At 73.0% G+C, this 25,672-nt stretch carries 27 protein-coding genes; 15 read left to right on the forward strand and 12 right to left on the reverse strand.

Annotation, left to right across the window (positions count from 1 at the left end; translation table 11 throughout):
• Window positions 1-61: 61 nt before the first annotated feature.
• Both M4D82_RS02635 and M4D82_RS02640 read right to left on the reverse strand, forming a co-directional pair.
• A complete protein-coding gene (locus M4D82_RS02635) occupies window positions 62-868 on the reverse strand; it encodes a peptidoglycan recognition protein family protein (RefSeq protein ID WP_249764455.1) in 807 nt (268 codons plus the stop codon).
• A gap of 243 nt (window positions 869-1,111) precedes the next feature.
• Window positions 1,112-2,302, reverse strand: coding sequence for an MFS transporter (locus tag M4D82_RS02640; protein ID WP_249764456.1), 1,191 nt, complete (start codon window positions 2,300-2,302; stop codon window positions 1,112-1,114).
• Window positions 2,303-2,506: 204 nt separating this feature from the next.
• On the opposite strand from M4D82_RS02640, the gene M4D82_RS02645 reads away from it, so the two are divergent.
• Both M4D82_RS02645 and M4D82_RS02650 read left to right on the forward strand, forming a co-directional pair.
• Window positions 2,507-3,787 carry a serine hydrolase domain-containing protein gene (locus M4D82_RS02645; RefSeq protein ID WP_249764457.1) on the forward strand — a complete coding sequence of 427 codons (1,281 nt, stop codon included), beginning with the start codon at window positions 2,507-2,509 and terminating at the stop codon, window positions 3,785-3,787.
• Between the two features lie 106 nt (window positions 3,788-3,893).
• Window positions 3,894-4,424, forward strand: coding sequence for a hypothetical protein (locus M4D82_RS02650; RefSeq protein ID WP_249764458.1), 531 nt, complete (start codon window positions 3,894-3,896; stop codon window positions 4,422-4,424).
• A gap of 4 nt (window positions 4,425-4,428) precedes the next feature.
• On the opposite strand, the gene helR is transcribed toward M4D82_RS02650, so the two are convergent.
• Both helR and M4D82_RS02660 read right to left on the reverse strand, forming a co-directional pair.
• Window positions 4,429-6,585 carry an RNA polymerase recycling motor ATPase HelR gene (helR, locus tag M4D82_RS02655; protein WP_249764459.1) on the reverse strand — a complete coding sequence of 719 codons (2,157 nt, stop codon included), beginning with the start codon at window positions 6,583-6,585 and terminating at the stop codon, window positions 4,429-4,431.
• 208 nt (window positions 6,586-6,793) lie between these two features.
• Complete coding sequence (locus tag M4D82_RS02660; RefSeq protein ID WP_249764460.1) at window positions 6,794-8,053, reverse strand: PA0049 C-terminal domain-containing protein; 1,260 nt, start codon at window positions 8,051-8,053, stop codon at window positions 6,794-6,796.
• Window positions 8,054-8,147: 94 nt separating this feature from the next.
• On the opposite strand from M4D82_RS02660, the gene M4D82_RS02665 reads away from it, so the two are divergent.
• Entirely contained in the window at window positions 8,148-8,828 is a 681-nt protein-coding gene (locus M4D82_RS02665; RefSeq protein WP_249764461.1) for a M15 family metallopeptidase, read from the forward strand.
• Between the two features lie 5 nt (window positions 8,829-8,833).
• Here M4D82_RS02665 and M4D82_RS02670 read toward each other — a convergent pair whose 3' ends face one another.
• Entirely contained in the window at window positions 8,834-9,397 is a 564-nt protein-coding gene (locus M4D82_RS02670; RefSeq protein ID WP_249764462.1) for a DoxX family membrane protein, read from the reverse strand.
• A 318-nt stretch (window positions 9,398-9,715) separates the two neighbouring features.
• On the opposite strand from M4D82_RS02670, the gene M4D82_RS02675 reads away from it, so the two are divergent.
• Together M4D82_RS02675 and M4D82_RS02680 are read left to right on the forward strand one after the other, a co-directional pair.
• On the forward strand, window positions 9,716-10,537 hold the full coding sequence (locus tag M4D82_RS02675) for a PP2C family protein-serine/threonine phosphatase (protein WP_249764463.1): 822 nt from the start codon (window positions 9,716-9,718) through the stop codon (window positions 10,535-10,537).
• Window positions 10,538-10,627: 90 nt separating this feature from the next.
• Window positions 10,628-11,581, forward strand: a complete 954-nt coding sequence (locus M4D82_RS02680) for an MASE1 domain-containing protein (protein WP_249764464.1) — start codon at window positions 10,628-10,630, stop codon at window positions 11,579-11,581.
• A gap of 19 nt (window positions 11,582-11,600) precedes the next feature.
• Here the strand turns inward: M4D82_RS02680 and M4D82_RS02685 are convergent, their stop codons facing one another.
• On the reverse strand, window positions 11,601-12,581 hold the full coding sequence (locus M4D82_RS02685; RefSeq protein ID WP_249764465.1) for an aldo/keto reductase: 981 nt from the start codon (window positions 12,579-12,581) through the stop codon (window positions 11,601-11,603).
• Window positions 12,582-12,696: 115 nt separating this feature from the next.
• Between M4D82_RS02685 and M4D82_RS02690 the strand changes: the two genes are divergently transcribed.
• The 3 genes from M4D82_RS02690 (at window position 12,697) to M4D82_RS02700 (ending at window position 15,100) form a co-directional block, all read left to right on the forward strand.
• Window positions 12,697-13,155, forward strand: a complete 459-nt coding sequence (locus M4D82_RS02690) for a MarR family winged helix-turn-helix transcriptional regulator (protein WP_249764466.1) — start codon at window positions 12,697-12,699, stop codon at window positions 13,153-13,155.
• Window positions 13,156-13,377: 222 nt separating this feature from the next.
• Window positions 13,378-14,034, forward strand: a complete 657-nt coding sequence (locus tag M4D82_RS02695) for a hypothetical protein (protein ID WP_502989043.1) — start codon at window positions 13,378-13,380, stop codon at window positions 14,032-14,034.
• A 166-nt stretch (window positions 14,035-14,200) separates the two neighbouring features.
• Window positions 14,201-15,100: a DUF1353 domain-containing protein gene (locus M4D82_RS02700; RefSeq protein WP_249764468.1), complete on the forward strand. Its 900-nt coding sequence runs from the start codon at window positions 14,201-14,203 to the stop codon at window positions 15,098-15,100.
• A gap of 28 nt (window positions 15,101-15,128) precedes the next feature.
• On the opposite strand, the gene M4D82_RS02705 is transcribed toward M4D82_RS02700, so the two are convergent.
• Window positions 15,129-16,178, reverse strand: coding sequence for a LysR family transcriptional regulator (locus M4D82_RS02705; protein WP_249764469.1), 1,050 nt, complete (start codon window positions 16,176-16,178; stop codon window positions 15,129-15,131).
• Between the two features lie 88 nt (window positions 16,179-16,266).
• Here M4D82_RS02705 and M4D82_RS02710 point away from each other — a divergent pair, with 88 nt between their 5' ends.
• Complete coding sequence (locus M4D82_RS02710; RefSeq protein WP_249764470.1) at window positions 16,267-17,343, forward strand: alpha/beta hydrolase family protein; 1,077 nt, start codon at window positions 16,267-16,269, stop codon at window positions 17,341-17,343.
• Window positions 17,340-18,086: an SDR family NAD(P)-dependent oxidoreductase gene (locus M4D82_RS02715; protein ID WP_249764471.1), complete on the forward strand. Its 747-nt coding sequence runs from the start codon at window positions 17,340-17,342 to the stop codon at window positions 18,084-18,086. Before M4D82_RS02710 ends, M4D82_RS02715 begins: the two co-directional genes overlap by 4 nt.
• An 81-nt stretch (window positions 18,087-18,167) precedes the next feature.
• Here the strand turns inward: M4D82_RS02715 and M4D82_RS02720 are convergent, their stop codons facing one another.
• The 3 genes from M4D82_RS02720 to M4D82_RS02730 all read right to left on the reverse strand — a co-directional run bounded on the left by M4D82_RS02720 (window position 18,168) and on the right by M4D82_RS02730 (window position 19,355).
• Window positions 18,168-18,734: a hypothetical protein gene (locus M4D82_RS02720; RefSeq protein ID WP_249764472.1), complete on the reverse strand. Its 567-nt coding sequence runs from the start codon at window positions 18,732-18,734 to the stop codon at window positions 18,168-18,170.
• Window positions 18,731-19,039, reverse strand: coding sequence for a hypothetical protein (locus tag M4D82_RS02725; RefSeq protein ID WP_249764473.1), 309 nt, complete (start codon window positions 19,037-19,039; stop codon window positions 18,731-18,733). Before M4D82_RS02725 ends, M4D82_RS02720 begins: the two co-directional genes overlap by 4 nt.
• Before the next feature lie 64 nt (window positions 19,040-19,103).
• Entirely contained in the window at window positions 19,104-19,355 is a 252-nt protein-coding gene (locus M4D82_RS02730) for a putative antibiotic biosynthesis monooxygenase (RefSeq protein WP_249764474.1), read from the reverse strand.
• A gap of 126 nt (window positions 19,356-19,481) precedes the next feature.
• Between M4D82_RS02730 and M4D82_RS02735 the strand changes: the two genes are divergently transcribed.
• The gene (locus M4D82_RS02735) at window positions 19,482-20,069 is read left to right on the forward strand and encodes a TetR/AcrR family transcriptional regulator (protein ID WP_249764475.1); all 588 of its coding nucleotides are present in this window, start codon (window positions 19,482-19,484) and stop codon (window positions 20,067-20,069) included.
• A gap of 39 nt (window positions 20,070-20,108) precedes the next feature.
• Here the strand turns inward: M4D82_RS02735 and M4D82_RS02740 are convergent, their stop codons facing one another.
• Window positions 20,109-20,633, reverse strand: coding sequence for a GNAT family N-acetyltransferase (locus tag M4D82_RS02740; RefSeq protein WP_249764476.1), 525 nt, complete (start codon window positions 20,631-20,633; stop codon window positions 20,109-20,111).
• Between the two features lie 76 nt (window positions 20,634-20,709).
• Window positions 20,710-21,663, reverse strand: a complete 954-nt coding sequence (locus tag M4D82_RS02745) for an MBL fold metallo-hydrolase (RefSeq protein ID WP_249771393.1) — start codon at window positions 21,661-21,663, stop codon at window positions 20,710-20,712.
• A 106-nt stretch (window positions 21,664-21,769) separates the two neighbouring features.
• Between M4D82_RS02745 and M4D82_RS02750 the strand changes: the two genes are divergently transcribed.
• From M4D82_RS02750 to M4D82_RS02765, 4 genes are all read left to right on the forward strand, one after another.
• A complete protein-coding gene (locus M4D82_RS02750) occupies window positions 21,770-22,753 on the forward strand; it encodes an AraC family transcriptional regulator (RefSeq protein ID WP_249764477.1) in 984 nt (327 codons plus the stop codon).
• A gap of 94 nt (window positions 22,754-22,847) precedes the next feature.
• Window positions 22,848-24,434 (forward strand): alpha/beta hydrolase, encoded by a 1,587-nt coding sequence (locus M4D82_RS02755; RefSeq protein ID WP_249764478.1) that lies wholly within the window; start codon window positions 22,848-22,850, stop codon window positions 24,432-24,434.
• Window positions 24,435-24,546: 112 nt separating this feature from the next.
• Window positions 24,547-24,720, forward strand: a complete 174-nt coding sequence (locus tag M4D82_RS02760; protein ID WP_249772360.1) for a hypothetical protein — start codon at window positions 24,547-24,549, stop codon at window positions 24,718-24,720.
• A gap of 100 nt (window positions 24,721-24,820) precedes the next feature.
• Entirely contained in the window at window positions 24,821-25,618 is a 798-nt protein-coding gene (locus tag M4D82_RS02765) for a 3-hydroxybutyrate dehydrogenase (protein WP_249764479.1), read from the forward strand.
• Window positions 25,619-25,672 lie beyond the last annotated feature (54 nt).

The following is a 25,672-nucleotide window of genomic DNA, read 5'->3' on the forward strand; positions in this document are numbered from 1 at the left end:
AGATCTTTTCAACGGGGCGCACGCCCTCGCCTCCACGCGTCCCCGCCTCCCGCGCCCCTGCTCAGCCGCGCGAGGTCCAGCGCCGCAGTTCGCGGGTGAGGAACTCCGGCGGGAGGTACTCGGCGGGGCCGGGCCAGGGGTGGGGGTGGCGCGGTTTCTCCTCCTCCGTCGGCCAGGGCTGCACGCCGAGGCGCAGGGCGACGTCCTGGCGCAGGCGGGGCAAGAGGGCGTAGAGGCGATCGCCGGGGCACTGGGTGTCGTTGAAGTCCCGGTGGCCGTGGATCTCCGACGGGGACAGCCCGTACGTGCCGCAGATGTGCGCGCACAGGGCTACGAGGGTCTGGTACTGGCGGGCCGGGGGTTCCTCGTGGGTGTAGGTGCCCTCGTTCTCGATGCCCACGGACACGTCGTTCTGGCCGACGCAGTGGGCGGAGCGGACCTGGCGCAGGCCCGTCGACAGTTCGGCGAGGCTGTGGTGGCGGCCTTCGGTGACGAACGCGCCGCGGCTGATGGTGAAGTGCTGGCCGGTGTCGATCCAGCCCTGCATGTCCATGTGGTAGTTCTGGATCGCCCGTGCGAGCGCGAAGGCCCGCTTCTGCGAGAGGTCGTCGGTGTTGCGGGTCGCGGTGTGGTGCACGATGATCCGCCGGGGCGGTGCGTCGAGGATCACGACGTCCTCGGAGGGCGGGCGGGCGCCCCAGGTGTCGCAGTCGAAGATCAGCGGGCTCGTGCCGCCCGCCGCGGCCGCGCGTCCGCCCGCGCCCCAGGCGCCGGCCGCCGCGAGACCGAGCGCCCCGGTGAGGAGCCTTCGGCGGGTGACGGGCGTTCCGGCGATGCCGGACGCGGGGGCCAGGGGACGAACACACATGCGAGGGACTCCTTCTGACGGACGGTCTGTCGGTCGGGGTGTTTCGGCCGGGCCTGAGGGCGTTTGGTGACCACCTCCGTTTGGTGACCACCTCCGTTTGGTGACCAACTCGGCGGTGGTGCCGCCCGGACGACCCAGGGGACAACGACCAACTGATCACCGGGGAACGCCCCTCCGGGCGATGCTCCGCCGTCGGCGGACGATGATCACCCCGACGGCGCAGTGGACACGACTTAAGGAGCCTCAGTCCCGCGCGCGGACCGGCCGGCGCATCAGGTAGCCGCCGGCGATCGTCACCAGGGCGGCCATGCAGGCGATGAACACGAGCCCGGCGCCTTCGAGGCCGAGCGGGCCGGCGAGCAGCCCGACGCCGATCACCGGGATCGAGATGCCGGTGTACGCGACCACGAACAGGGTCGAGATCACCGCCGCGCGGTGGTCGGGCGGGGAGGCCTCGGCCACCGCCGCGAGCGCGCCGCGGAAGGCCAGCCCCTGGCCGATGCCGCCGACGAGCGCGCTCAGCACGACCAGCGCCAGGAGTTCCGCGTGCAGGGCGCCCGCGAGGAGGGCGAGTCCGGCGAGGAGCAGGGCGCACCCGAGCGGCAGGGACCGCCCGACGCCGATCCGTCCGACGGCCGACTGGCCGGCGGTCGAGGCGAAGAAGGCCAGCGCCACGACGAGTCCGCTCACGGCGTGGTCGCTCACGTGCAGGGACTCCGCGAGGAACGCCGGGCTGACCGAGGTGAACACCCCGAACAGCGCGAACCCGACGAACGAGGCGATCGCCGCGGGCGTGAACACCGCCCGCACCGGCGGCGGCAGGCTCGGGCGCCGCGGGCGTACGGCGCTCACCGGGCGGGTGTCGCCCACGGTCTCGGGGAGGCGCAGGAGCACCGCGGCCGAGGCGGCCACCAGGGCGAGGTGCACGAGGAACGGCAGGTACAGCGGCTCGGGCGCGTACTGCGCGAGCAGTCCCGCGAGCAGCGGGCCGCAGCCGAGGCCGCCCATGTTGGCCGCCGTCGCCACGAAGGTGGCCCGGGAACGACCGCCGGACGGCGCGAGTTCCATCACGTAGGCGGTGGCGGCCCCGGTGAACAGTCCGGCGGACAGGCCCGAGAGCAGCCGCCCGACGTACAGCCAGCCGAGGCCGTCGGCGGCGAGGAAGCAGCCGGCCGAGGCGGCGGCGCAGCCGAGCCCGCACAACAGGACCGGGCGGCGGCCGACGGTGTCCGAGGCTTTGCCGGCGAGGAGCAGCACGCCGATGACTCCGAAGGCGTAGACGGCGTAGACGACGGTCACGACCAGCTCGGAGAAGCCGAACTTCTGCTGGTAGAGCCCGTAGAGCGGGGTGGGCAGCGTGGTGCCGGCCATGCACACGGCGAACACGGCCCCGCCGAGCCCGCACTGCCGCCACCCTCGGCGATCACCGTCCATACGCCGACAGTAGACCCGCCGGCCGGCCGGCCTTGGGCGGACTCGCACGGTCCGGTTTTTCGCCGACGCCGATGAGGCGTTCGCCGAGGTGGACGGCCGGTGGAGAGCGATGACCTTCTTGTGCCGAGACGGTGACACGCCTTCACATGATCTTGCGTAGGCTCGCGGTCGAAACACCGCTCCGATCGAGTCGAGGGAACCCCCATGATCCCGTCTTTGAACCGTCGCCTGGCCGTCAGTGCCGCCCTGCTGGCCGTGGTGGCGGGGGTCGCGCCGGCGACCGTCGCGCAGGCCGCGCCGCTCGCCCCGACCGCCCCGGTCTCCGGCGGGTCGGCCGAGGCCGGCTCCGGCCTGCCCGCGCCCGATCTCGACGCCCTCGTCAAGGCCTTGGACAACGCGCGGGCCGCCGGAGCGCCGGGCGCGATGGCGCGCATCAGCGGCCGTGACGGAGTGTGGAACAAGACGGTCGGTGTCCGTGACACGACCACGGGCGCCGCCATGGACACGAAGGCCCGCTTCCGGATCGGCAGCGTCACGAAGACCTTCTCGACGGTGGTGCTGCTGCAGCTGGTGGCCGAGAAGAAGATCGAGCTGGACAGCCCGGTCAACCACTACCTGCCGGGGCTGCTGCCCGACGACCGGATCACCGTGCGGCACCTGCTGACCCACCGCAGTGGTCTCGCGGACTACACGAACGCGATGTTCAACGACACCGTTCCCGGTTTCGAGGCCGTCCGCAACAAGGTGTTCACCTACGACGAGCTGGTGAAGCTCTCGCTGAGCGAGCCGCGCACCACCGAGCCGGGCGTGTCGTACGCGTACTCGAACACCAACTTCGTGGTCGTCGGCATGCTCATCGAGAAGGCCTCGGGGCGCCCGGTGGCCAAGGAGTACGAGCGCCGCATCATCAAGCCGCTGGGGATGCGCAACACCTCGTACGTGCACCCTAGGACGGAGATCAAGGGCCTGCACGTCAACGGCTACCTGACCCCCGACCAGGCCGGGCTGCCGCTGGTCGACTCCACCGAGCAGACGGTGTCCTGGGCGCAGTCGGCCGGCGCGATGATCTCGAACGCGGCCGACCTCAACACCTTCACCTCCGCGCTGGTGACCGGAAAGCTGCTGTCGGCGCCGCTGCTCGACCAGATGCTCACGATGACCCCCACCGACGCGACGAACACCCGCTTCTACGGTCTGGGCCTGCGCCGCTACGACCTGTCCTGCGGGACCTCCGTCTACGGGCACACGGGCACCGTGCAGGGCTTCTACACGTACGCGTTCTCCACCCGTGACGGCAAGCGCAGCCTCGCCGCCATGGCGAACACCTCGAACCGAGGTGTGGCGAACACGGCGCTCGGCGGCACGCTGGAGGCGGCGTTCTGCGGCAAGAAGCCCGCGCCGGCGGCGAAGGCGCGCGGCTTCGCGACGACCCCGGCCGCGCCGGCCCCGGCCGAGGTGGACCTGCCGGAGCGCAACGCGCGCTGACGCGTGCGGGAGTGGGGGTGTGTTGGTCACACGAATCACGCCCCCACTTCGATCACCCGTTCATATGATGTTCCTTCATTTCAGGATTCCTGTGTGGGGGGTACCTATGAACAGCGCCGACGACGGCAGAACCATGCACCACCAGCAGCAGCACCGACAGCACCGGCACCGCGGTGCACGGGCCCGTGACGTCCTGCGCCGGGCCCTCGTCACCCTCGCCGTGGCGGCGGCGGCCGTCGCCTGCGGCCCGACGGAGGGCGGCGGTCCCGCCGTCTCCGCACCGCCGAGCCGCACCTCGGCCGCCCCGACGCCGACGCCCACCGCGTCACCGTCCCCGACCGCGACCGCGTCGGCGACGCCGTCGGCCACACGCAGCGCCTCGCCGACCGCCGGTGCGGACGCCAAGGCGCCCGACGCCGCCCCGACCACCCGGCCGGCGCCCCGCCCCACCACGAAGGCCCCGACGCAGGAGGCCGACCCGGCACCCGCCGGGTGCGAGATCGTCTCCAACGCCGGCAACTGCTACAACGCGGGCCAGTACTGCCGTAAGGCCGACGTCGGCCGCTCCACCCACGCCGCGAACGGCCGCCTGATCCACTGCCGCCAGGACGGCGGTCAGGCCCGCTGGGGTTACTAGCCGGTCAGGCGCTCTTCAGGATGACGAGCCGCTGCGTCGCCCGCGTCATGGCGACGTAGCGGTCGACCGCTCCCGCGATGCCCTCGCCGAAGGTGTCCGGGTCGATGAGGACGACCAGGTCGAATTCCAGTCCCTTCGACAGGCCGGGAGTCAGCGACCGGACCCGGGATGTCGGCGTGAAGCCGGCGACCTCGGACGTGCCGATGACGCAGGCGACGCCCTCGGCGTGCTCGGCGAGCCAGCCGTCGAGGATCGAGTGCAGGTCCTCGACGGATCCGTGCGCGACGGGGATCCCACTGGCGCGGATCGAGGTCGGCACGTTGGCGTCGGGGAGCGCGGCCCGGATGACCGGCTCGGCCTGCGCCATGACCTCTTCCGGGGTGCGGTAGTTGATGCTCAGGGAGGCCACCTCGACCCGGTCGAGCCCGACCCGCTCCAGCCGTTCCCGCCACGACTCCGTGAAACCGACCCTGGTCTGCGCCCGGTCCCCGACGATGGTGAAGCTCCGGGACGGGCAGCGCAGCAGCAGCATCTGCCATTCCGCGTCGGTCAACTCCTGCGCCTCGTCCACGACGATGTGCGCGAACGGGCCCGCGAGCCGGTCCGGGTCGACGGCGGTCAGGGCGGACTCGTCGATCAGGCTGTCCTGGAGGTCGCGTCCGCGCAGCATCGTCACCGCGCCCTCGCCGTCGTCGTCGGCCGCGAGGATGTCGTCGATGACGCCGGCCATGCGCTCGCGTTCGGCAGCGACGGCGGCGTTGCGCCGGCTCTGCCGGCGCGCCGCGTCCGGGTCGCCGAGGCGCTGCCGTGCCGCGTCCAGGAGCGGCAGGTCGGAGACGGTCCAGGCCTGGGCGTCCGCGCGCTGCAACGTCCGTACGTCGTCGCGGTCGAGCCACGGGGCGCACCTGCGCAGGTAGGCGGGTACCGACCAGAGGTCACCGACGAGTTCGGCCGCTTCGAGCAGCGGCCAGGCGCCGTTCAGGGCCTCGACCAGTTCCTCGTCGTACCGCAGGGACTTGCGGAACTGGTCGGGCGAGACGTCGTCGCTGTCGAGCTTGTCCAGCAGGATCGTGGCCAGCTCGTCGCGGATGTGCTCGCGCGCCTCGTTGTGCGGGATGCCGGTGGCCGCCTCGAACGCCTCGGCCCAGTCGTCGGCGGTGAGCCGGATGTCCGCCCAGGGGGTGGAGACGGTCATGCCCTTGGTGGGCGGTTCCTCGTACATCCGGACGGCCGTCTCGATCGCCTTCACCATGTCCGCGGACGCCTTCAGGCGGGCCACCTCCGGGTCGCTCTCCGGCGGCGCCGCGGCCCCCTCGGCGACGAGGTCGCGCACGGTGCAGGTCTGGACGCCCTCCTCGCCGAGGCTGGGCAGTACGTCGGCCACGTAGGCCAGGTAGGGCTGGTGCGGGCCGACGAACAGCACGCCGCCCCGACGGTGACCGAGGCGCGGGTCGGAGTAGAGGAGGTGGGCGGTGCGGTGCAGGGCGACGACGGTCTTGCCCGTACCCGGGCCGCCGTCCACGACGAGGGCGCCGCGCGAACCGGCGCGGATGATGGCGTCCTGGTCGGCCTGGATGGTGCCGAGCACGTCGCGCATGCGGGCCGACCGGTTGCCGCCCAGGCTCGCGATGAAGGCCGACTGGTCGTCGAGCGCGGCGTGTCCTTCGAACCCGTCGCTGGTGAAGACCTCGTCCCAGTAGTCGCCGATCCGGCCCCGGGTCCAGCGGTAGCGGCGGCGGCTCGTCAGACCCATCGGGTTGGCGTGGGTCGCGGCGAAGAACGGCTCGGCCGCGGGAGAGCGCCAGTCGATGAGCAGTCGACGCCCCGCGCCGTCGGTGAGGCCGAACCGTCCGATGTACAGGGGCTCGGGGTCGTCCGCGCCGACGATGCGGCCGAGGCACACGTCCAAGCCGAAGCGGCGCAGGGCGCGCAGCCGGCCGGTGAGCCGGTGGATCTCCGCGTCCCGGTCCATCGCCTCCCGGCCCAGGCCGCCGGGTGCCCGGCGCAGGGCGTCGAGACGCTCGGAGAGTTCGGCGATCGCCTGCTCCAGGCTTTCCGTGAGGGCCGCGAAGTGCCGCTCGTCGCCGGCGATCAGTGCCGGGTCGGCCTTGGGCGCGAGGTGGTCGGGAAGCTGAAAAGCGCTGGTGGTCAGGGAGTTCATGTCTTCTTTCCGCAGGTGCCGGGCTGTGATCCGTGATTCTGCGGTACCAAGGGGGCCTTGCCGCAAGCCCCCCTGTGCGCTATAAGTTGAGAGTGGCCAGGGAGACTGGTCCTTCTTTGACAGCACGCAACGCCGCGCCCCCGCAGGGGACGCGGCGTTTTTTGGTGTACTCCCGCCGGTCTCAGCGACCGGCGGGAGTGACGGCGGGTCAGCGGGAGTGGCGCAGTACCTCCAGCACCTGGGCGGTGATGGCGTTCTCGTTGTGCTCGAAGTCGGCGCCGGTCAGCAGCGCGGGGTCGGCCGGCAGTCCGGTGAGTACGGGCGTGTGGAGGTGGCCGCCCGGCAGCTCGGGACGCAGCTCCAGGCGCAGGCGGTTGGACCGGTAGGCGACCTCGTTGGAGAGGTAGCCGCCGCCTCCGCCGGCCACGGCGCGCGACCCCGGGGTGGGCCCGTCCTCCCGGGTCACGGGCCTGTCGCCGCCGGCCGGTATCTCGGTGACGGCGGTGTTGAGGCGTACCGGGTAGGGGCTCTGGACGGCGGTCATGGCGTCCGTGGGCAGGGTGGTGCGCAGGAATTCCGCGCCGGGGCCCATGCCGGGCGCCGTGACGGGGTGGTCGAACGTGCCGCCGGAGAGGGCGCCCGTGTTGTCGGGGTAGGGGTCCGCCGAGCGGGAGCGGCCGGCCCAGGCCTCCAGGGTGAACAGGCCGGGGTATCCCTGGCTGATGCTGGTGATCATGTGTGCGGCGCGCGGTCCGGCGGCCAGTCGGGGGCCGTACGCGCGCTCGACGATGCCGGCGTCGAAGTCGGCGTAGCGCACGGGCAGGACGACCGCCCGGATCTCGGCCGGCGTGCCGTCGGCGAGGGTCACGCGGCGTCCGTTCAGCTGGAGGGCGGCCGAGCCCGAGGGGTTGGCGCGGCGCAGTTCGGCGTCCAGTCCGAACGGGTCGAAGCCGCTGACGAAGACGCGGCGCACGCCGGGGGTGGCGCGGAAGTCGTTGGAGGTGAGGCCGCGGGAGGCGTCCTCGAAGCGGGTGCGCAGGGCCTGTCGGTCGACGGGGAAGGGCGGCTGCCAGCGGTCGAGGTCGACGGTCATGGCGAGCCGGGCCCAGTAGAGCGGCCGGTCGTCGCCGGCGGGGAGGTCGCCGCCGGGACGCCGCCCCTGGGCCCGGTTCACGGCGGCCTGCCACAGGGCCTCGCCCCAGGCGTCGAGGAGCCGTTCGGCTCCGGCGGTGTCGCGGGCGGTGCACAGGGCGGCCGGGAAGCGGCGTACGAAGCCGTCGAGCGCGGCGCGCCGGGGGAAGGCGGCGGTGCGCGGGTCGCTCAGGCGGGCGCGCTCCGGGTCGGGGGCCGCGGTGGGGGCGGTGGTGCGGCAGTCGGGGGACGGATCGGCGTGGGCGGTGGTGGGCGGGAGGACGGCGCAGACGCCCATGAGGGCGGCGGCGAGGGCCGCGCGACGTAAGAAAGTCATGCAATGTGACATTACATAGAGAGGCGGCCTCTGTCAGGAGCGCCGGCAGCCGGCTCGGCGTGCCCGGCGGGACCGGCGAACCTACGGTGGAGCCGTGAGCCATCGCCTCGCCTGCACCGCCTTGGCGGGCACCCTGTGCGCGACCGTGTTGTCCTGTACGGCGGCGCCGCCCGAATCCCGCTTCCGGGTCGTGCCGGAGCGCGCGGTCAAGGCGCTGTCCGCGCACGTCACGGCCGTTCCCGCGGGGAAGCTGGGCGCCGGCCACCGCGCCGGGTGCCCGGTGCCGCCGGAGCGGCTGCGGCTCATACGCATGAACCACTGGGGCTTCGACGGCAAGGTGCACCACGGCGAGCTGGTGGTGCACGAGGACGTGGTCGCTCCCGTGCTGCGCGTCTTCGAGGAGGCGTTCGCCGACCGGTTCCCGATACGCCGCATGCGGGTGATGGCCACGTACGGGGGCGACGACGCCGCCGCGATGGCCGACGACAACACCTCCGCCTTCAACTGCCGGCAGGTCACCGGGGACGTGCGGCGGTTGTCACGGCACGCGTGGGGCGACGCCATCGACATCAACCCGGTCGAGAACCCGTACGTCGACATCCACGGCACCAGCCATCCCCCGAACGGCCGTACGTACCTCGACCGTTCCCGGGTCCGCCCGGGGATGATCACCCCGGACGGGGTCGTGGTCCGGGCCTTCCGGGAGGTCGGCTGGTACTGGGGCGGCCGCTGGAGCCCTCCGGACTACCAGCACTTCTCGCAGAACGGCGGCTGAGGCACTCAGGCCCCGTCGTTCTCCCCGCTGTTCCCCACGCCGCTCTCCCCGTTGTTCCGCGCCGCCTTCTGGCCCACCGCGCGCCTCGCGACGACCGTGTACGCGGCGACGGCGCTGCCCGCGAAGGCCAGCGCCACCATCCACGGCTGGTCGAACACGTGCTCGGTGCCGTGGTCGACGGAGTACCGGCCGGCGCCGGCGAGGCCGACGGCGGCCGCGGTGAAGCCGAGGAAGGCGGGGTACTCGTAGCCGCCGGCCTGCGCGAAGAAGCCGGCGGGCGCGTGCACCGACACGGCCCCCGCCATGGCCCCGGCCGCCACCGCTCCGGCGGCCGGGGTGGCCAGCCCGAGCACCAGCAGCGCCCCGCCCCCCGCCTCCCCCAGGCCGGCGGCGATCGCGGCCGGCTTGCCGGGCCGAAAGCCCATGTGCTCCATGGCGGCGGCCGTGCCCTGCAGGCCCCCGCCCCCGAACCACCCGAAGAGCTTCTGCGTCCCGTGCGCGATCAGTACGGCGCCCGTACCGGCCCGCAGGGCCAGGAGCGCGAGGTCACGTCGGTTGATGCAGCTCATCGGAGTCTCCCGGGGGATGGGGTCGGTGGCCGGCCTGGAGCCGGTACGGACATCCGTAACCGTTCCGCGCCTCCTCGCCCCGGCCGGCGGCCGGACATCCGCCGTTCGGGCCGCGCCCGGCCGAAGGCACGTAGCCGGGTCGGAGCCGGTATCCGCTGGTGGGAGGCCCTGTCGGCGCGGGCAGGCGCACCCGGGCGGGCCGAAATATGATGAGCGCGTGCCTCTCGCGCGGCGAGGGGCGAACGAGCGGGGACACATGGATGCACGTCGCGGTGGCCTTCGGAGCGGAGGGCGCGGAGGTCCACACGGGAGCCGTCCGTGACCCCGCGCCGCCCCTCTCGGCCGGGGAGCGCAGACCTGCTGACCATGCTCGGGGAACTCACCGCGCGGGCCCGCGAGGGCGCCGAGTTCCAGCGGGCGCGGGTGGAGCTGGCCGAGGCCCTGCAGCGGGAGCTGTTGCCGGCCACGTTGCCCGTCGTACCGGGGCTGCGCAGCGCCGCCCGGTACGCGCCCGCCCGGCAGGGGCTGGACATCGGCGGTGATTGGTACGACGGCTTCTGCGTGCCGCCCGAGGGTGTGGCGTTCTCGATCGGCGACGTCCAGGGCCACGACGTCGCCGCGACCGCCTTCATGGGCCAGGTCCGGGTCTGCCTGCGGGCGGTGGCCTCCGTCGTCGGCGATCCGGGCGAGGTGCTGCGCCGGGCGAACGAGGTGCTGCTCGCGATGGACCGCGAGCTGTTCGCCACGTGCAGCCTCCTCCGCGTCGATCCGCGCACGGGGGACCTGGAGAGTGCGCGGGCCGGTCACGTCCCCACCGTCTGGGCGACGGTCGACGGCCGGTACGGCATCGCCGAGGACACGGGCGGGCCGCCGCTCGGCGCCCTGCCCGATGCCTCGTACGCGGTGACGCGCCGGCGCCTGACGCGGGCCGGGTCGATCGTGCTGCTCACGGACGGCGTGGTCGAGGGGCCGTCGTTCCCGATCGACGTGGGACTGGAGCGGGTGTCGCGGATCGTGCGGGAGGCGGCGGGCGCCGATCCGGACGAACTCGCCGCCGAAGTGATGAGGGTCGCAGATTCGACCGGGCACGCCGACGACGCCGCCGTCCTCGTCCTCAGCCATGACGCGCTGGGGGCGTGAGGAACACCCCCCGCGCGGGTCCCGGCCGAGCTTGAGGGGTGGCCGCGCGTGTCACGGTGCCCGGGGGCGGCCGGGCTGTTGTCTGATGCTGTGGTGCGCACCGTGGAGTGGCGAGGCCCGGCCGTGGCTCTTCTGCGGATCCTGGCCGTCGCCGTCCTCTATTACGTCGCCGGGCGGCTCGGTCTGCTCCAGCAGGTGGTGTTCGACGGCGCGGTGATCACGCCGCTCTGGCCGCCGACCGGGATCGCGTTGGCCTGCCTGTTGCGCATGGGCCCGCGGGTCTGGCCGGGGATCGCCCTGGGTACGTACTTCGCGATCGAGCGGATCAGCTCCTTCGAGCCCGCCGGGCTGATCATCGTCGCGGGGAACGTGCTGGCGCCGCTGTGCGCGTACGCGCTGCTGCGCGGGGTGTGCTTCCGCACCGAGTTGGACCGGCTGCGGGACGGGTCGGCCCTGGTGTTCCTGGGCGGGTTGCTGCCGATGCTGATCAGCGCGAGCGCCGGCGCCGGGACGCTGCTGCTCACCGGTGAGCTGTCGGGTGTGCGGTTCTGGCCGGCCTGGGCGGCCTGGTGGGTCGGGGACACGATGGGGGTGCTGTTGGTGACCCCGCTGTTGCTGGCCCTGCGCAGGCCCCGGCTGCCGGTGGACCCGTACCGGGTGGCCGAGGGGGCGGCGCTGTTGGTCACGGCCGCGGCCGTGACCGTGGTGACGACGCGTAGCTCGCTGTCGCTGTTGTTCCTCGTCTTCCCGCTGCTGATCTGGGCGGCGGTGCGCTTCCAGTTGGCCGGCAGTGCGCCGTGCGCGCTGTTGGTGTCCGTACTCGCGATCGCGTCGGCGACGGATCGGGACGGCCCCTTCGCGCGGCACACCGTCTTCGAGGTGATGCTCAACCTCCAGGCGCTCAACGGGGCGGCGGCGCTGACCGGGCTGTTGCTGTCGGCGATGGTGACGGAGCAGAACAACATCCGCCGGCGGATCGAGCAGGTCTGTGAGGACTTGGCCGAGGTGGTGGCCCACCTCTCCCCCGGCCCCTCGAAGAAGTGAGCCGGTGGGGCGTGGGGCGTCAGGGCAGGGGGAGCCCGCGTGCCGTCGTCCAGAGTCGGTACCACTCCTCGTGCGTGAGGTCCGGCTCGCGCAGGGCGGCGTCGCGGCAGGCGCGGATGCGTGCGGGGCGGGAGGTGCCGATGACCGGCGCGATCCGGGCGGGGTGGCGCATGAGCCACCACAGCAGGACCGACTCGGGGGTGGTGTCCTTGCGGCGGGCGAGTTCGACGAGCAGCTCGGCGGTGGCGTGCTCGGCGGGCGTCTCCTGGAGGCCGGTGTAGCGGCCGTTCGCGAGCGCGCCCCAGGCCTGGAGGCGGATGCCGTGGTCGAGGCAGTGCTCGATCGTGCCCAACGGGAAGCCGTTGCCGGCGGCCGAGGGGGTGTTCAGCAGCACCCCGGCCTCGACCCAGTCGCGGCTGCGCAGGCTCATCTCCAGCTGGTTCGCCACGAGGGGTACGTCGAGGCGGGCTTGGAGGCGGGCGATCTGGGCGGCGCCCGTGTTGGAGACACCGAAGTGCCGTACGAGGCCCTGCCGGTGCAGGGACATCAGCGCGGCGGCGAGGGCGTCGGGGTCGGCGAGGGGGTCGGGGCGGTGCAGGAGGAGTACGTCGATGACGTCCGTGCGCAGGCGGGTCAGGCTCTCCTCGACGCGGCGGACGACCTGCTCGGGGCGCAGGTCGTACATCTGGGGGCTGCCGGGGCCGACGAGACGGATGCCGCACTTGGTCTGGAGCGTGATCCGCTCGCGCAGGCCGGGCGTACGCGCGAGCACCTCGCCGAAGACGGCTTCGGCCTTGCCGTGGCGGTAGATGTCGGCGTGGTCGAAGGTGGCGATGCCGTTGTCGAGGGCGGCGTGGATCGCGGCCTCGGCGGCGTCGACGTCGAGGGGGCCGTAGGGTTCGGGGCCCCAGGTGCCTCCCAGGCCCATGCATCCGTAGAGGACCCGGTCGTCGTACGTGTCGTCGTACGTGTCGTCGTTCGTGTTCATGTCAGTCGCCACGGGCTCACCTTAGGGCCTGGGCGGCGGCCGGTTACTGAATATCTCCTTGACTCCTCAAGCTTCTGCGGGTTTCCATGATCGAACCAAAGAAGCTTGAGGACTCAAGGAGACTGCAATGAGTGAGGCGCTGGACGTATCCCTGCGCTTGGTGAAGGCCCAGGCGGCGCTGGTGCGGCGCTTCGACTCTCGGCTGGGCTCGCTGCACGGAGTGAGCCTGGCGGACTTCATGACCCTGCTGCACCTGGGGCGGGCCGAGGGCGGTCGGATGCGGCGCGTCGACCTCGCGCAGGCGCTGGGCCTGACGGCCTCGGGCGTGACCCGGGGGCTGGTGCCCCTGGAGCGGATCGGGTTGGTCGTACGGGAGACGGATTCCCGTGACGCCCGCGTCGCGTACGCCGCGCTGACGGATACCGGCCGCGAGCGGCTGGGCCACTGCCTGAAGGCCGCCGAGCAGGTCGCCGCCGAGGTGTTCGGCGCACCCGACTGGTCCGGCGACGAGGTCGCGGCGCTGAGCGGACTGCTCACGCGCATGGGCGGTACGGGCCTGCCCGAGGACCACGCTGCGGGCGTCTGACGGGCCGCGGGCCGCTCCTCGCCCTCGACGGCCCGCGCCGGCGTCGCCGAGGTCGCCTGTCAACCCCGACACCCTGTTCGGCGTTCGAAACCGCCGATCAGGGTGTCGGTAGTCCGCCGTTCGGGGGATGAACCCCGCTCGCCACCGCGTCCCCTTCCTAGGATGAGGTCGCCGCCTCCGCCCGAGTGCGGCATCACACGTGCGCAGACAGGGAGTTGGATGATGAAGCGGTGGGGTGTGCTGGTCGCTGCCGGGGTACTGGCGCTGGGACCGACGGCCACGGGCGGCGCCCAGGCCGGTACGGAGTCCGCGCACTGCCCGACGGCGGAGATCTTCGCCACCGACAACACCGAGATCATCACGGATCCGGCCGACCCCCGACTGGACACGAAACTGCGGCACTTCGACCGGGAGGTGCGCGGCGTGATCCGCGCGCACGGCGCGCGGCCGGGCCCGTCGACCCTGCTGGACGGCGTCTTCTGGTCGAGCCGGCTGGGGCAGGCCACGTACGAGCGCTCGCGTGAGTTCGACGTCGCCCGGGTCGACCGCGACGGCCTGCACCACATCGCCGACGTGCTGCGCAAGCGGTACGACCAGGAGTCGGTCCTGACCTTCCGCTGCCTGCCGCGCACGTCGCCCGACACCGACGCGGTGGAGATCCAGGCCGACGGGGTCAGCGCGACCCGCCTGCACGACGCCCTGGTCGCGGATCCGGAGGCCCGCGAACGCCTCGGTGGCGGCTCGGTGGCCCTCGACGGCCGCCTGGTCCTCATCGCCCCGCTGTCCGACCTCCCGCTCGCCCGCGCCTTCACCACGACGCTCGGCGTCGACTGGGACGAGGCCGAAGTGCGGTACGGGGACCAGGAGTTCGTCGAGTAGGTACGGGGCACTGGGTACGGGGCACCGCGTACGGGGTACGGAGTACACATCCGTGCGGTGACAGGGAGGTACGCATGTCCGCGTCCGACGGCTTCTCCGTGAGCGCCCATCCGCCCGGCCCCTCCGTGCGCCCGCGATGAGGCGGGAACCCGAGGGCCCGGTCCCCATGCAGCCGGCCCGGTTCTACGACGGTGGCGTCGACGCCGACGCCGACGCCGGGCAACCGGAGGTCCCGCCCGACCCCGGCTGCGATGCCCGGATCGAGCTGGTCCGGGTCGCCGAGCGGGGTCGCGAGCAATTCGCGATGTCGCGCCGCATCGCCTACCGCGACCGGCACCTCGGCGAGCTCCTCGTGCCGCGCCGCACCCGCACCTTCCGTAGCGACCTGACCTCCGTGCCCGCGCTGTTCACCTGGCTCGTGCCGAAGACCGGGGAGCACCTGCCGGCCACGCTGCTGCACGACGGACTGATCCACCCGCCGGGCGACCCGACGTACACCTCGACCGACGGGCACGTCGTGCTGCGCGCGGAGGCCGACCGCGTCCTGCGCGACGCGATGGCGGACTCCGGTACCGCGCTGATCCGGCGGTGGCTGATCTGGTCGGCGGTGGCGACGGCGACGATGCTCGACGGCAGGGGCACGGGCTGGTCGAAGGCGCTCGCGTGGCGCTACCGCGTGACCGCGGCCCTGACCGTCGTCCTGATCGCCTCGCTCGGCGTCTGCGCGTCGTTCGACCTCTTCGACGTCGCGGTCCCAGGAATTCCGCAGCTGCCGTGGATGGGCGAGCGGCCGTGGTGCGTCGAGCTCGTCGGCGGCCTGTCGGGCGCGGTCGTCCTCCCGCTGGCGACCGCGCTGCTCTGGGGACCCTTCCGGATCGCCGGCGCGGTCGTCGGGCTGAGCCTGGCGCTTCTGCTGCACGTCACGGTCGCGCTGCTCGCCCTCACCGCGCTCTACCAAGTGCTGGAGCGGTTCACGGCGCGACTGCCGAGGGTGGCCCTCGCGCTGGCGATCGGCGGGACGGTGGTGGTCCTGCTCGCCTTCGCGGCGGTGCTCGTCCCGCGATGACGCGAGGCCTGCCCCGCCCGGCTGCCCCTCAGCCGCGGCCCGCGCCCGGACCGCGCGACATGGGGGACGCGCCGCTTCGAGCATCTGGGACGGCGGGCGGCCGTGGGGCCGTCGCCGGGCCGGGGACGTGGGGTGGTTGTTCGGGGAGCCAGTCGTGGGCCGGCCAGTCGTGGGCCGGGGTGTACTCCAGCCACCGGCTGCGTCCGGCTTCCGCGGCGCAGGCGGCGGCGAGGTCGCTCAGCCTGGGGTGGGTGGTTCCGGTGCGCCACAGCAGCGACCAGGCGTACAGCGGTGTCGGGTCGACCAGGGGGACGGAGCGCAGGCCGGGGATGTCCGGCAGGGGCACGTCGGCCGGCAGCAGCGAGAAGCGGCGCGGGTCTCGCACCACCTCGGCGAGGAAGTGCGTCAGGCCCAGGTTGACGCCGCCGGCCCGTTCCCGGATGCCGAAGTGGTCGGCGAACCGGCGGAGGAAGTCCAGCCGGTCCAGCGTCGCACCGGGTGCCCACAACACGCTGTCGCGCAGCTGCTCCGGCCGGATCGCCGGCTCGCCCGCGAGCGGGTGGGCCGCGCTCAGGACGGCGTCCACGGGTTCCAGGCGGACGAGACGGTGCGTCAGACCGGCGGGCAGCGGTGGGTGGACCCGACCGAAGGCGGCGTCGATGTCGCCGTGCAGCAGCGCCGTCGTCACCGTCGACAGGTCGCGCCCATGGCTCAGCTCCAACGCCGGCGCGGGCGCCCGGGTCCGTCCCGCCACCTGGGCCAGCGTCCGCATCGGGGCGTAGAGGTGCCCCCACACGTCGACGCGCAGCGGGCGGTTCTCGCTCGTCATCGCCGCCACCGCGTCATCGGCGGCGGCCAGTGCCCGCCGGGCCGGTTCGAGGAAGCGCCGACCCGTCTCGGTGAGGGCCACGCCGTGGCCGAGGCGCTCGAACAGTTTCGTGCCGAGCTGTGATTCCAGGCGCCCGATCCGTTTGGACACGGCCTGTTGAGAGATGACCAACTCCCCGGCGGCCCGGCCGAAATGCAGTTCCCGGGCGACGTGCACGAAGGCACGCACCTGCGCCATGTCCAGATCCACGCCCCCACCATAGGTGACAACCGATGGTTGTCGAATGTTCCCGCCCGTTGTTGGATCACCGGGTGGTGCGGCGGGTTGCATCGTCCGCATGCGAAGACTGATTCCCACGGGGGAAGTGACGCGTGGCGACACCCGCGTGGTCGGGCACCCGCCGCAGGGCAACCGGGCCGACTTCGCCGCCGCGGAGTTCGTCGCCGCACAGTGGAGCCGTGCCACCGGCGCGGGCATCGACCCGCACGAGTACCGGCGCGTCACCGAGGGCCTGGAGTCCCTCGACGACTGGGGTCCGGCCTTCCGGCGGACCGGGCTCGGCTACGTCGAGCGCGCGGCGGACGCGGGGTCCGTCGTGTCGGCGGGTGAGTACCTGCTGATGGCGGCCCGGTGGCTCCACGTCGCCACGCTGGCGCCGTACGCGCAGGCGCATCGCGCCGCGGCCGAGGCGGACGACGCGCTGGGCCGGGGGCTCGCGCTGCTGGAGCCCGGGGCCCGGCGGGTGAGCGGCGAGGAGTTCACCGGTTGGCTGCGCGGTCCCGCCGACGCTGCCGGCACGGTGATCGTCGTCCCGGGTCTGGACTCGGCCAAGGAGGAGTTCCTCGACCTCGTGTCCGCGCTGCTCGCCCGAGGGCTGGCGGTGTTCGCGATGGACGGCCCCGGGCAGGGGGTGCTCGCCGCGACGACGACCATTCGACCGGACTACCACCGGGTCGTCGGCCGCGTCATCGATGCCCTCGGCGTCACGCGCGTCGGCGTCATCGGCCTCAGCCTGGGCGGCTACTACGCGGCCGAGACCGCGGCACTTGAGCCGCGGGTGGCGGCCGCCTCGACCGTCAGCGGCCCGTTCCGCCTCAGCTGGGAGGAACTGCCGCAGCCCGTACGGGACATCCTCGTCCGGCGCGCCGGCGGCGCCGAGGCCGCCCGCGGATTCGCCTCTCAGGTGGACCTCACCGCTCTGGCACCGCGCATCACGGCCCCGCTGCTGGCGGTGGACGGAGGCCGGGACGTCATCCCCGGCGTGACGAACGGGGAACGACTGGCCCGCCTCGCACCGCACGGCACCCACCTGTCCGTCCCGCACGGCGACCACCTCCTGGGCAACGCCCGAGCCGACTGGCTGCCGCTCGTCACGGACTGGATCACACGCACCCTCACAGGAGTAACGGCATGAACCGCTTCACCGGAAAGACCGTCCTCATCACCGGCGGCACCAGCGGCATGGGGCTGGCGACCGCGCACCGGCTCGTCGTCGAAGGCGCCCGGGTCGTCATCACCGGCCGCACCCGCGCCCGGGTGGACGCCGCCGTCGCGGCCCTCGGCGCGAACGCCTCGGGCGTCGTGGCCGACGTCGCCGAACTCGGCGCGGTGGAGGCACTGATGGGAACGGTGCGCGACCGTCACGGTCGCATCGACAGCCTCTTCGCGAATGCGGGTGCTGGCACGTTCCTGCCGTTCGAGAGCATCACCGAGGTCGACTTCGACCACACCGTCGACGTCAACCTGAAGGGTGTGTTCTTCACCGTCCAGAAGGCGCTGCCGCTGCTCGTCGACGGGGGCTCGATCGTCATCAACGCGTCCTGGACCCTGCACCGGGGCAACAGCGTCCTCACCCTGTACTCCGCGACCAAGGCCGCGGCGCACAACCTGGCCCGGACCCTCGCCGCCGCACTCGCTCCGCGCGGTATCCGCGTCAACTCCGTGAGCCCGGGGTACATCGACACCCCCATGTACCGGGCGTACGCACCGAGCGAGGCGGAAGCGGCGGCGGTGTCCGCCGGGATCGTCGCCGGGCGGCTCGGACGCCCGGAGGAGGTCGCGGCGGCGGTGGCGTTCCTCGCCTCGTCCGACGCGTCCTACGTCAACGGCCAGGACCTCGTCATAGACGGCGGCCTGGTCGGGGCGGTACCCGCCTGACGACGCCCCGGGGGCCATCCCCGCGCAGGCGGGGAGCAGGTTGCCGGCCCGGGAGTCCATGCGGGCGGCGAGCGGGCGGGACTACGGGGCGATCCGTTTGTAGTAGTGCCAGGGGAACGAGCCGGGGCCTACGCGGGTCCAGCCCTCGGTGGTGAGGCGGCGGCGCTGGCCCACGAGGGCACGGCGGTGTTCCCAGGTCCGGTCCGAGGCCTCGACCACGAGGCGCAGGGGGCCGTAGTCGACCAGGTGCCAGCCGCCGCGCCCCGCTTCCTCCAGCGCGGCCATTTCGGTGAAGGCCGTGACCGGGGTGATGACCCGCCGTTCCGGGCCGTCGGCCGGTTCCGGGTGGGCGGGGGGCGACGGCGGCTTGACGGCGAACCGCTGCTGGGCGGCCTGCCGGCTGACGCCGAGGACCCCGCCGACCGCGTCCCAGCTGTGGCCTGCGGCACGGGCCCCCTGGATGGCCTCGCGTAGCAGCCGGCTCGACTCCTCCGCGCCGACGCGGGCGGCGGCCACCAGCCGGAGGTAGCCCTCGCCGTCGTGTTCCAGCGACGCGGCCAACCCTTCGGGCGCCGCCAGGACCGCGCTCGCGATCGACTCGCGGATGCGGTCGGCCTCCGCCGCGCCGATCAGGCTCCCGCCGGTCACCGGCCGCCGTCCGCGGAGGGGGCGAGGGGACCCAGGGGCTCCAGCGCGTCGAGGCGTTCCTCGTCGCGCGCCGCCTCGCCTCGGTCGGTCCGCTGCCACTCGGCGGGCAGGGAGGCGGCCAGGGCGCCCATGGCCGCGAAGAGGATGACGTCCGCGCCGATCAGGGCGGCGGTCGGACCGGCCCCGAGGCCGTCGGCCAGGGTCAGGGCCACGCTGATCAGGCTGATGGCGATCGCCAGGAAGCCGAACACCAGGGTGATCTGGAGAGCGCCGGCAGGGGACGAGGGCTTCGAAGAAACGTTCATGTCGTCAATGTTCCCTTGACATGATCCTTTTCGTCAAGGGCTTCTTGACATGGGATGGTGATGGCTACCGGCGGCGCGCCGCCAGGGCCGCGTTCGCCTTCATCAGGGCCGGCACCAGCAGGTACACCACGACCGGAATGGCTATCACCGTCAGGACCAGCGTCTGGACGGGCAGCGGTACGTCCCGCAGCAGCGGCCGCAGCAGGGCCAGGGCGACGGTGATGGTCGGGTAGACGGCCAGCCAGGTGATCACCGCGCGACGGTGGATGGACGGTGCGGCGGGTGCGGGTGCGGGTGCCGGTACGGGTGCGGTCATCGGAATCTCCCCTGGTATGCGGTCTGCGCGGCCGGGAAATCTGATCCCCAACCGTTCGGTTGGAGTCTTGCACAGCGGCGACCGCGAATCCAACCGAAAGGTTGGGAATAACCTAGGATGGGCCGCATGGCCTGGGACACCGCACGCACGAAGCAGCTCCTCCTCGATGCGGCCGTCGAGGAGTTCGCCGAATTCGGCCCCGAGGGCGCCCGGGTCGCCCGGGTGGCGACGCGCGCCGGCGTCAACAAGGAGCGGATCTACCAGTACTTCGGCAACAAGAAGCAGCTGTTCGCCTCGGTCCTGGAAAGCGAGATGGCGAAACTGGCCATCGCCGTGCCCCTCACCCCCGAGCAGGCGGCCGACCTCGGCGAATACGCGGGCCGCGCGTACGACTACCACCGCACCCACCCCCACTTCCTGCGGCTCCTGGCCTGGGAGGGGTTGATGTGCCAGGACCGGGTCGTCGCCGAGTACGAGCGCACCGACCACTACGAGCAGAAGGTCGCCGCCATCGCCGAGGCCCAGCGCGCGGGCGCGCTGACGGCCGACGTGCCGCCGGCGCAGCTCATGCAGACGGTGATCGCGTTGACCAGCAGTTGGTTCACGTTGCCGCAGATCGCCCGGATGCTGGTGCCCGAGGAGGGTGAGGGTGAGGGGCGAGACGTCCGGCGGGAGGCCCTGGTGGCGCTCGCCCGGCGGCTCACGCGGGCCTGAGGCACCGTGCCCCGATCAGGACCTCAGAGGTCGATCCGGTCAGAGGTCGATCCAGTAGCGGCGCTTGGCGCCGATCAGGGTTTCGCGTACGTCCTCCAGGACGCCGCCGTTGCGCTCGATGGTGCGGGCCGAGGCCTCGTTGTCGGGGTCGCAGGTGAGCAGGACCCGGTCCATCGCCAGCAGGCGCGCCTCGTACAGGGCCTCGCCGAGGGCCCAGGTGGCCACGCCGCGCCCGCGCGCGGAGGGGCGGACGCTGTAGCCGATGTGGCCGCCGGCGTCGAGGAGGAACGCGTTCAGGTAGTGCCGTAGGTCGATGCACCCCAGGTAGGTGTCGCCGTCGGCGATCCACCAGTACGTGGCGTGCACGCGCCCCTGCTCCACCGGGACGCTGCGGTCGCCGTACGCGCGCAGCCGCTCGGCCCAGGCCGCGAAGCCCTCCGCGGTGCGCACGTCGTCATCGGCGGCCAGGCCCGCGCCGTCCAGGTGCGCGTCCGACCCCCACTCCTCGCGGGCTTCGAGCCAGGAGGCGTGCAGTCGAGCCGTGGGGGCGATCAGAGCGGGCATGTCCTGGACGGTAACAGTCGGACGATCGGACCTCGCCATCGGACGTCGTCATCGGGCGGCGCCGGGAGCCCGATGCTCACGTGTGGGCCCAGCGGGCGGGGGCGAAGCCGTCGCCGTTCGCGCGGACCTCCAGCGCGCCGGCGCCGCCGAAGTGCGCCGGCAGGACCAGTTCACGTTCCGCCGCCGCCCGGCCGAGGATCCGGCGGCGGGTGGCGACCGCCTGCTCGGGGTCCTGGCAGAAGCAGCTGTTGTGGGCGGGGTCGAGGATCTGGACCGGGCTGTGGAGGAGGTCGCCGACGAAGACGGCCCGCTCCGCGCCGGAGGCGAGCCGCAGCACGGCCGAGCCGGGGGTGTGTCCGGGGGCGGCCTCCAGGGTGAGGTGCTCGTCGATGCGGTGGCTCCCTTCCCACAGGACGGCCCGGCCGGCGCGGTGGACGGGCGCGATGCTGTCCTCGTAGACCAGCCGGTCGTCGACGCGTGCGCCTCCCCCGTACCCGCCCCGGGGGCCGAAGTGGAAGTCGTCGGCGGCCGGGATGAGGTACTGGGCGTGGGGGAAGGTGGGCACCCACTCCCCCTCCCGGTCCGTCGTGTTCCAGCCGACGTGGTCGGCGTGCACGTGGGTGTTGACGACGACGTCCACGTCCTGCGGTCGGACGCCGGCGCGCGCCAGGGCCCCGAGGAAGTCGTCCTGCCGGTGGTGGAACGCGGGCGTCCCCGGCCGTTCGCGGCCGTTGCCGACGCCGGTGTCGACGAGGACCGTACGGCCTGCGCTGCGCACCACCCAGGTTTGCAGGGCCATGATCGCCTGGTCGTCCTCGGGCCGCCAGTGCCGGGGGGCCAGCCAGTCCGCGTTGTCCGCCCACAGGTGTTCGGGGGCGCCGGGTACGAGTTCTCGGGCGGGTGCGAAGGGGCCCTGCCATTCGACGACCCGGGTGACCTCCACCTCGCCGAGGCGGATGGTCCGGCTGCCGCTCGTCCGGTCCGTGGTGGTGTCGGTCGTGGTGTCCGTCGTGGGATCCGGGGTGTTCATCGTCATGGCTCGACCCTAGGAAGAGCCGGGTGAGCTCCTCAATGCTTCTGGTGATCATCCGGATACGCGAGACGCTCACCGCCGAGGCCCGGGATAGGGTCCCGGCATGGACGTGGTGAGCGACGCGATCGCGGCCGTGCGGGTGGGCCGGCCCTCTTCCGACCGGGTGCGGGTGCACGGGCGTTGGTGCGCGCGCTTCGCCCCGTACGACGGCGCGGGCTTCCACGTCGTCCTGGAAGGCGGCTGCCGGCTGATCCCCGACGGCGGCGCAGCCATCGCCCTCGGCCCGGGTGACGTGGTGCTGTTGCCGCACGGGACGGGGCACGTCATCGCCGACCCCGCCGCCGACGCAGCGGCCGTGGCGCGGGCGGTGCCCTACGAGGCGTTCGCCGGAGGTGGACACGACGCCGAGCCGACCGCGGCCGGAGGCGGGGACGCGGGCGGAGGCGGGTCGGCCATGGTGGAGATGTTGTGCGGAAAATACCGCCTGGACCGGAGCCGGGCGCATCCGCTGATGGCGGAGCTGCCGAAGGTCGTCCACCTGCCGCACCGGATCGGCGCCCACCCCGAACTACGGTCCGCCATCGATCTGTTGGGTCGGGAGATGGGCGGGCACCGGCCCGGGGCCCAGGTCGCCGTCACCGGCCTGCTGGACCTCCTCCTCGTCTACATGCTCCGCTCGTGGCTGGCCGAGGGCACGACGGGCGCCTGGCCTGCCGTCCTGGGTGACCCGGTGGCGGCGGCCGCGCTGCGGGCGTTGCACGCGGACCCGGCCGCGCCGTGGACCACCGAGCGGCTGGCGGCGGAGGCGGGGGTCTCCCGACCGACCCTGGCCCGGCGTTTCACCTCCCTGGTCGGGCGCCCGCCGATGGCGTACCTGACGTGGTGGCGGCTGAATCTCGCCGCCGCTCAACTGCGGGACACGGCCGACCCGTTGGCGGCCGTCGCCCGGCGTGTCGGCTACGGCAGCCCGTACGCCCTCTCGCACGCCTTCTCCCGCGCGTTCGGGACGACCCCGGGCCGCTACCGGGCTGCCCGGGGCGGCGTACCGGAATCACCCGGGAGCGGCTCACCGATGGTCGGATCGTAGGACTTGGCGAGAAACCGACCATGGCCTTTACTGTCTGACTGCGTGATCCAGTCCCACCCATCCTGATGCAGCCCACCCGTCGCAGGAGTCCCTCATGCCTCATCCCGTACGTCGTCGTTCCCGCCGCCGTCCCGGCCGGATCGCCGTCCTGGCGGCCGCCTCCCTGGTCGCGGTGCCGGCCCTGGCGGCCTGCGGCGGCGAGGCCAAGGGCAAGGCCGACGGGAAGCCCTCGGGCTCCGCCGCGAGCCCCTCACCGTCCCGGCCGGTCGTCCTGCCCGCCGCGCTGACCGCGCAGAAGCCGGACTGGCGTACCTGCCCGGCACCCTCGGCCGCGCAGGGCGGCGGCAAGGCTCCCGGCAAGGGGTGGGAATGCGCCACGATGAAGGCCCCGCTGGACTACGCGAAGCCGGACGGCGAGACCGTGGACGTCGCGCTGATACGCAAGAAGGCCACGGACGCGAACAAGCGGGTGGGTTCGCTGGTCTACAACTTCGGCGGCCCCGGGGCCTCCGGCGTCCAGGCGCTCCCGCAGTTCGCGGACGAGTACAAGAAGCTGAACGGGGTCTACGACCTGGTCAGCTTCGACCCGCGTGGCGTGGGGGCCACCGCCACGGTCACCTGCCTCGACGACAAGGCCATGGACGAGGCCACGGGCAGCGAGAACCCGCTCGACGACGTCAGGAAGTTCACGGAGGCCTGCAAGCGGAATTCGGCCAAGGTCCTCCCGCACGTGGGCACCGCCGACACCGCCCGCGACATGGACCTGATGCGCCAGGTCCTCGGCGACCAGAAGCTGAACTACTTCGGCATCTCCTACGGCACCCAGCTGGGCGGCGTCTACGCGCACCTGTTCCCGAAGAACGTCGGCCGCACCGTCCTCGACGCGGTCGTGGACCCGACGGCCGACGACGTGCAGAGCAGCCTCGCCCAGGCCAAGGGGTTCCAGCTGGCGCTGGAGCACGCCATGAAGTACTGCCGTGACAAGTACACGGCCAACTGTCCTACGGGACCGAGCGACGCCGAGGGCAACAAGCGGATCACCGCCCTGCTGGAGAAGCTGAAGACGAAGCCCGCGCCGACGAGCGGCGGACGCAAGCTGACCTCCGACGCCGCGCTCACCGGCATCGCCGCGACCCTGTACGACAAGGAGGCCTGGGAGTACTTCGTCCAGGGGCTGGGCGAGGTCATGAAGCTCGGCACCGGCGACCTCCTGCTGGCCCTCGCGGACGAGTACGGCGGACGCGGCGAGGACGGCCGTTACAGCAACTCCACCGCCGCCCAGGCCGCCATCACCTGCGTCGACACCAGCCGGCGCCACACGGTGGAGGAGATGAAGGCCCAGGAGCCGGCCTTCCGCGCGGCGTCCCCGGTCTTCGGCGAGGCCACCGTGGAGGGTCTGGTCGGCTGCTCCGAGTGGCCGGTGCGCGGCACCGCCGACAAGCCGCAGGTCTCCGCGAGCGGCGCCGCCCCGATCGTGGTCATCGGCAACACCGGCGACCCGGCGACCCCGGTCGAGGGCGCGAAGCGGATGGCCGAGGCGCTCGGGCAGGGGGTCGGCGTGCACGTCACCGTCCAGGGCGAGGGGCACGGCACGTACGGGAAGAACAGCTGCGCGACCAAGGCGGTCGACACGTTCCTGATCGACGGCACCGCCCCGGCCGACGGCACCGTCTGCAAGTGAGCACGCCGGGCGAAACGGATTGGATGGATCTTCGTTCGGTCGACAGGACCCCGCCTCCTACACTGGTCCCGCCCGGCCGAAGGTGCCGGCCTTCAGGGGAGCGAAGTCCTAAGTGAGCAGCAGCAACGCCAGCAGCAGCGACGCACCGATCTACGACCGGCTCATACGGGAGCGCGGTGATGTCCCGGGGCAGGTCCGGCGGGAAGCGGAAGACATTCTCCACGCGCTCGCGCAGGTGATGGCGGGTCGGCCGCCGACCGGGATGCCGGGCTGGCGGTCCCACTAGACAAGCGCATCGGTGGTGGCTCCGGCCACCACATCCGGCCCGTCGAGTGTGGCTGTGGGCCACATCGGCAGGGCCGGTGCGCTTGTCTAACGTTCCCGCCATGACAAGCGGACTCACCCCGGCGCCCGGGGGAACGGCTCCCGCCCCCGCGGGGGCCGACCTGACGGGGCGCGCGGCCCTGGTGACCGGTGGCGGCAGTGGCATCGGCCGGGCCTGCGCGGTGGCGTTGGCCGAGGCCGGCGCCCTCGTACACGTCGTGGACGTCGACCCGCGGGCCGCCGCGACGGTGGCGGAGTCGATCGGGGGGCGGGCCCATGTGGTCGACCTCGCGCATCCGGACGCCGTCGCGGTCCTCCCGACGGCCGTGGACGTCCTCGTCAACAACGCCGGACTCCAACACGTCGCGGCCATCGAGGAGTTCCCGCCCGAGCGGTTCGAGCTCATGCAGCGGGTGATGGTCGGTGCACCGTTCCTGCTGCTGCGGCGGATCCTGCCGTACATGTACGGGCGCGGTTGGGGCCGGGTCGTGAACATCTCCAGCGCGCACGGCCTGCGCGCCAGCGCCTTCAAGTCCGGCTACGTCACGGCCAAGCACGCGCTGGAGGGGCTCAGCAAGGTCACCGCCCTGGAGGGCGCGCCGCACGGGGTGACGAGCAACTGCGTGAACCCGGGCTACGTCCGTACCCCGCTGGTGGAGCGGCAGATCGAGGCGCAGGCCCTGGCCCACGGGATTCCGGCCGAGCGGGTGATCACCGAGGTGTTGCTGCGCGGTTCCGCGATCAAGCGCCTGATCGAGCCGGAGGAGGTGGCGGCGGTCGCCGTCTGGCTCTGCGGCCCGCACACGGGCCATGTGACCGGCTCGTCCCTGCCCATGGACGGCGGCTGGACGGCGGCGTGACGGCGACCCTGCCGGGCCGCCGGTCCTGTCAGGACGTCCGTTGCCGCCGGGGAT

The organism is Streptomyces sp. RerS4 (assembly GCF_023515955.1).
Taxonomy (GTDB): Bacteria; Actinomycetota; Actinomycetes; order Streptomycetales; family Streptomycetaceae; genus Streptomyces.

Coding starts and splice junctions, on each gene's coding strand:
- M4D82_RS02690 (WP_249764466.1), top strand. CDS start 12,697: ATGAGTGAGGCGCTGGACGTATCCCTGCGCTTGGTGAAGGCCCAGGCG.
- M4D82_RS02650 (WP_249764458.1), top strand. CDS start 3,894: ATGAACAGCGCCGACGACGGCAGAACCATGCACCACCAGCAGCAGCAC.
- M4D82_RS02645 (WP_249764457.1), top strand. CDS start 2,507: ATGATCCCGTCTTTGAACCGTCGCCTGGCCGTCAGTGCCGCCCTGCTG.
- M4D82_RS02755 (WP_249764478.1), top strand. CDS start 22,848: ATGCCTCATCCCGTACGTCGTCGTTCCCGCCGCCGTCCCGGCCGGATC.
- helR (WP_249764459.1), bottom strand. CDS start 6,585: ATGAACTCCCTGACCACCAGCGCTTTTCAGCTTCCCGACCACCTCGCG.
- M4D82_RS02750 (WP_249764477.1), top strand. CDS start 21,770: ATGGACGTGGTGAGCGACGCGATCGCGGCCGTGCGGGTGGGCCGGCCC.
- M4D82_RS02765 (WP_249764479.1), top strand. CDS start 24,821: ATGACAAGCGGACTCACCCCGGCGCCCGGGGGAACGGCTCCCGCCCCC.
- M4D82_RS02745 (WP_249771393.1), bottom strand. CDS start 21,663: ATGAACACCCCGGATCCCACGACGGACACCACGACCGACACCACCACG.
- M4D82_RS02730 (WP_249764474.1), bottom strand. CDS start 19,355: ATGACCGCACCCGTACCGGCACCCGCACCCGCACCCGCCGCACCGTCC.
- M4D82_RS02695 (WP_502989043.1), top strand. CDS start 13,378: ATGAAGCGGTGGGGTGTGCTGGTCGCTGCCGGGGTACTGGCGCTGGGA.
- M4D82_RS02700 (WP_249764468.1), top strand. CDS start 14,201: ATGCAGCCGGCCCGGTTCTACGACGGTGGCGTCGACGCCGACGCCGAC.
- M4D82_RS02725 (WP_249764473.1), bottom strand. CDS start 19,039: ATGAACGTTTCTTCGAAGCCCTCGTCCCCTGCCGGCGCTCTCCAGATC.
- M4D82_RS02715 (WP_249764471.1), top strand. CDS start 17,340: ATGAACCGCTTCACCGGAAAGACCGTCCTCATCACCGGCGGCACCAGC.
- M4D82_RS02670 (WP_249764462.1), bottom strand. CDS start 9,397: ATGAGCTGCATCAACCGACGTGACCTCGCGCTCCTGGCCCTGCGGGCC.
- M4D82_RS02635 (WP_249764455.1), bottom strand. CDS start 868: ATGTGTGTTCGTCCCCTGGCCCCCGCGTCCGGCATCGCCGGAACGCCC.
- M4D82_RS02735 (WP_249764475.1), top strand. CDS start 19,482: ATGGCCTGGGACACCGCACGCACGAAGCAGCTCCTCCTCGATGCGGCC.
- M4D82_RS02710 (WP_249764470.1), top strand. CDS start 16,267: ATGCGAAGACTGATTCCCACGGGGGAAGTGACGCGTGGCGACACCCGC.
- M4D82_RS02640 (WP_249764456.1), bottom strand. CDS start 2,302: ATGGACGGTGATCGCCGAGGGTGGCGGCAGTGCGGGCTCGGCGGGGCC.
- M4D82_RS02660 (WP_249764460.1), bottom strand. CDS start 8,053: ATGACTTTCTTACGTCGCGCGGCCCTCGCCGCCGCCCTCATGGGCGTC.
- M4D82_RS02740 (WP_249764476.1), bottom strand. CDS start 20,633: ATGCCCGCTCTGATCGCCCCCACGGCTCGACTGCACGCCTCCTGGCTC.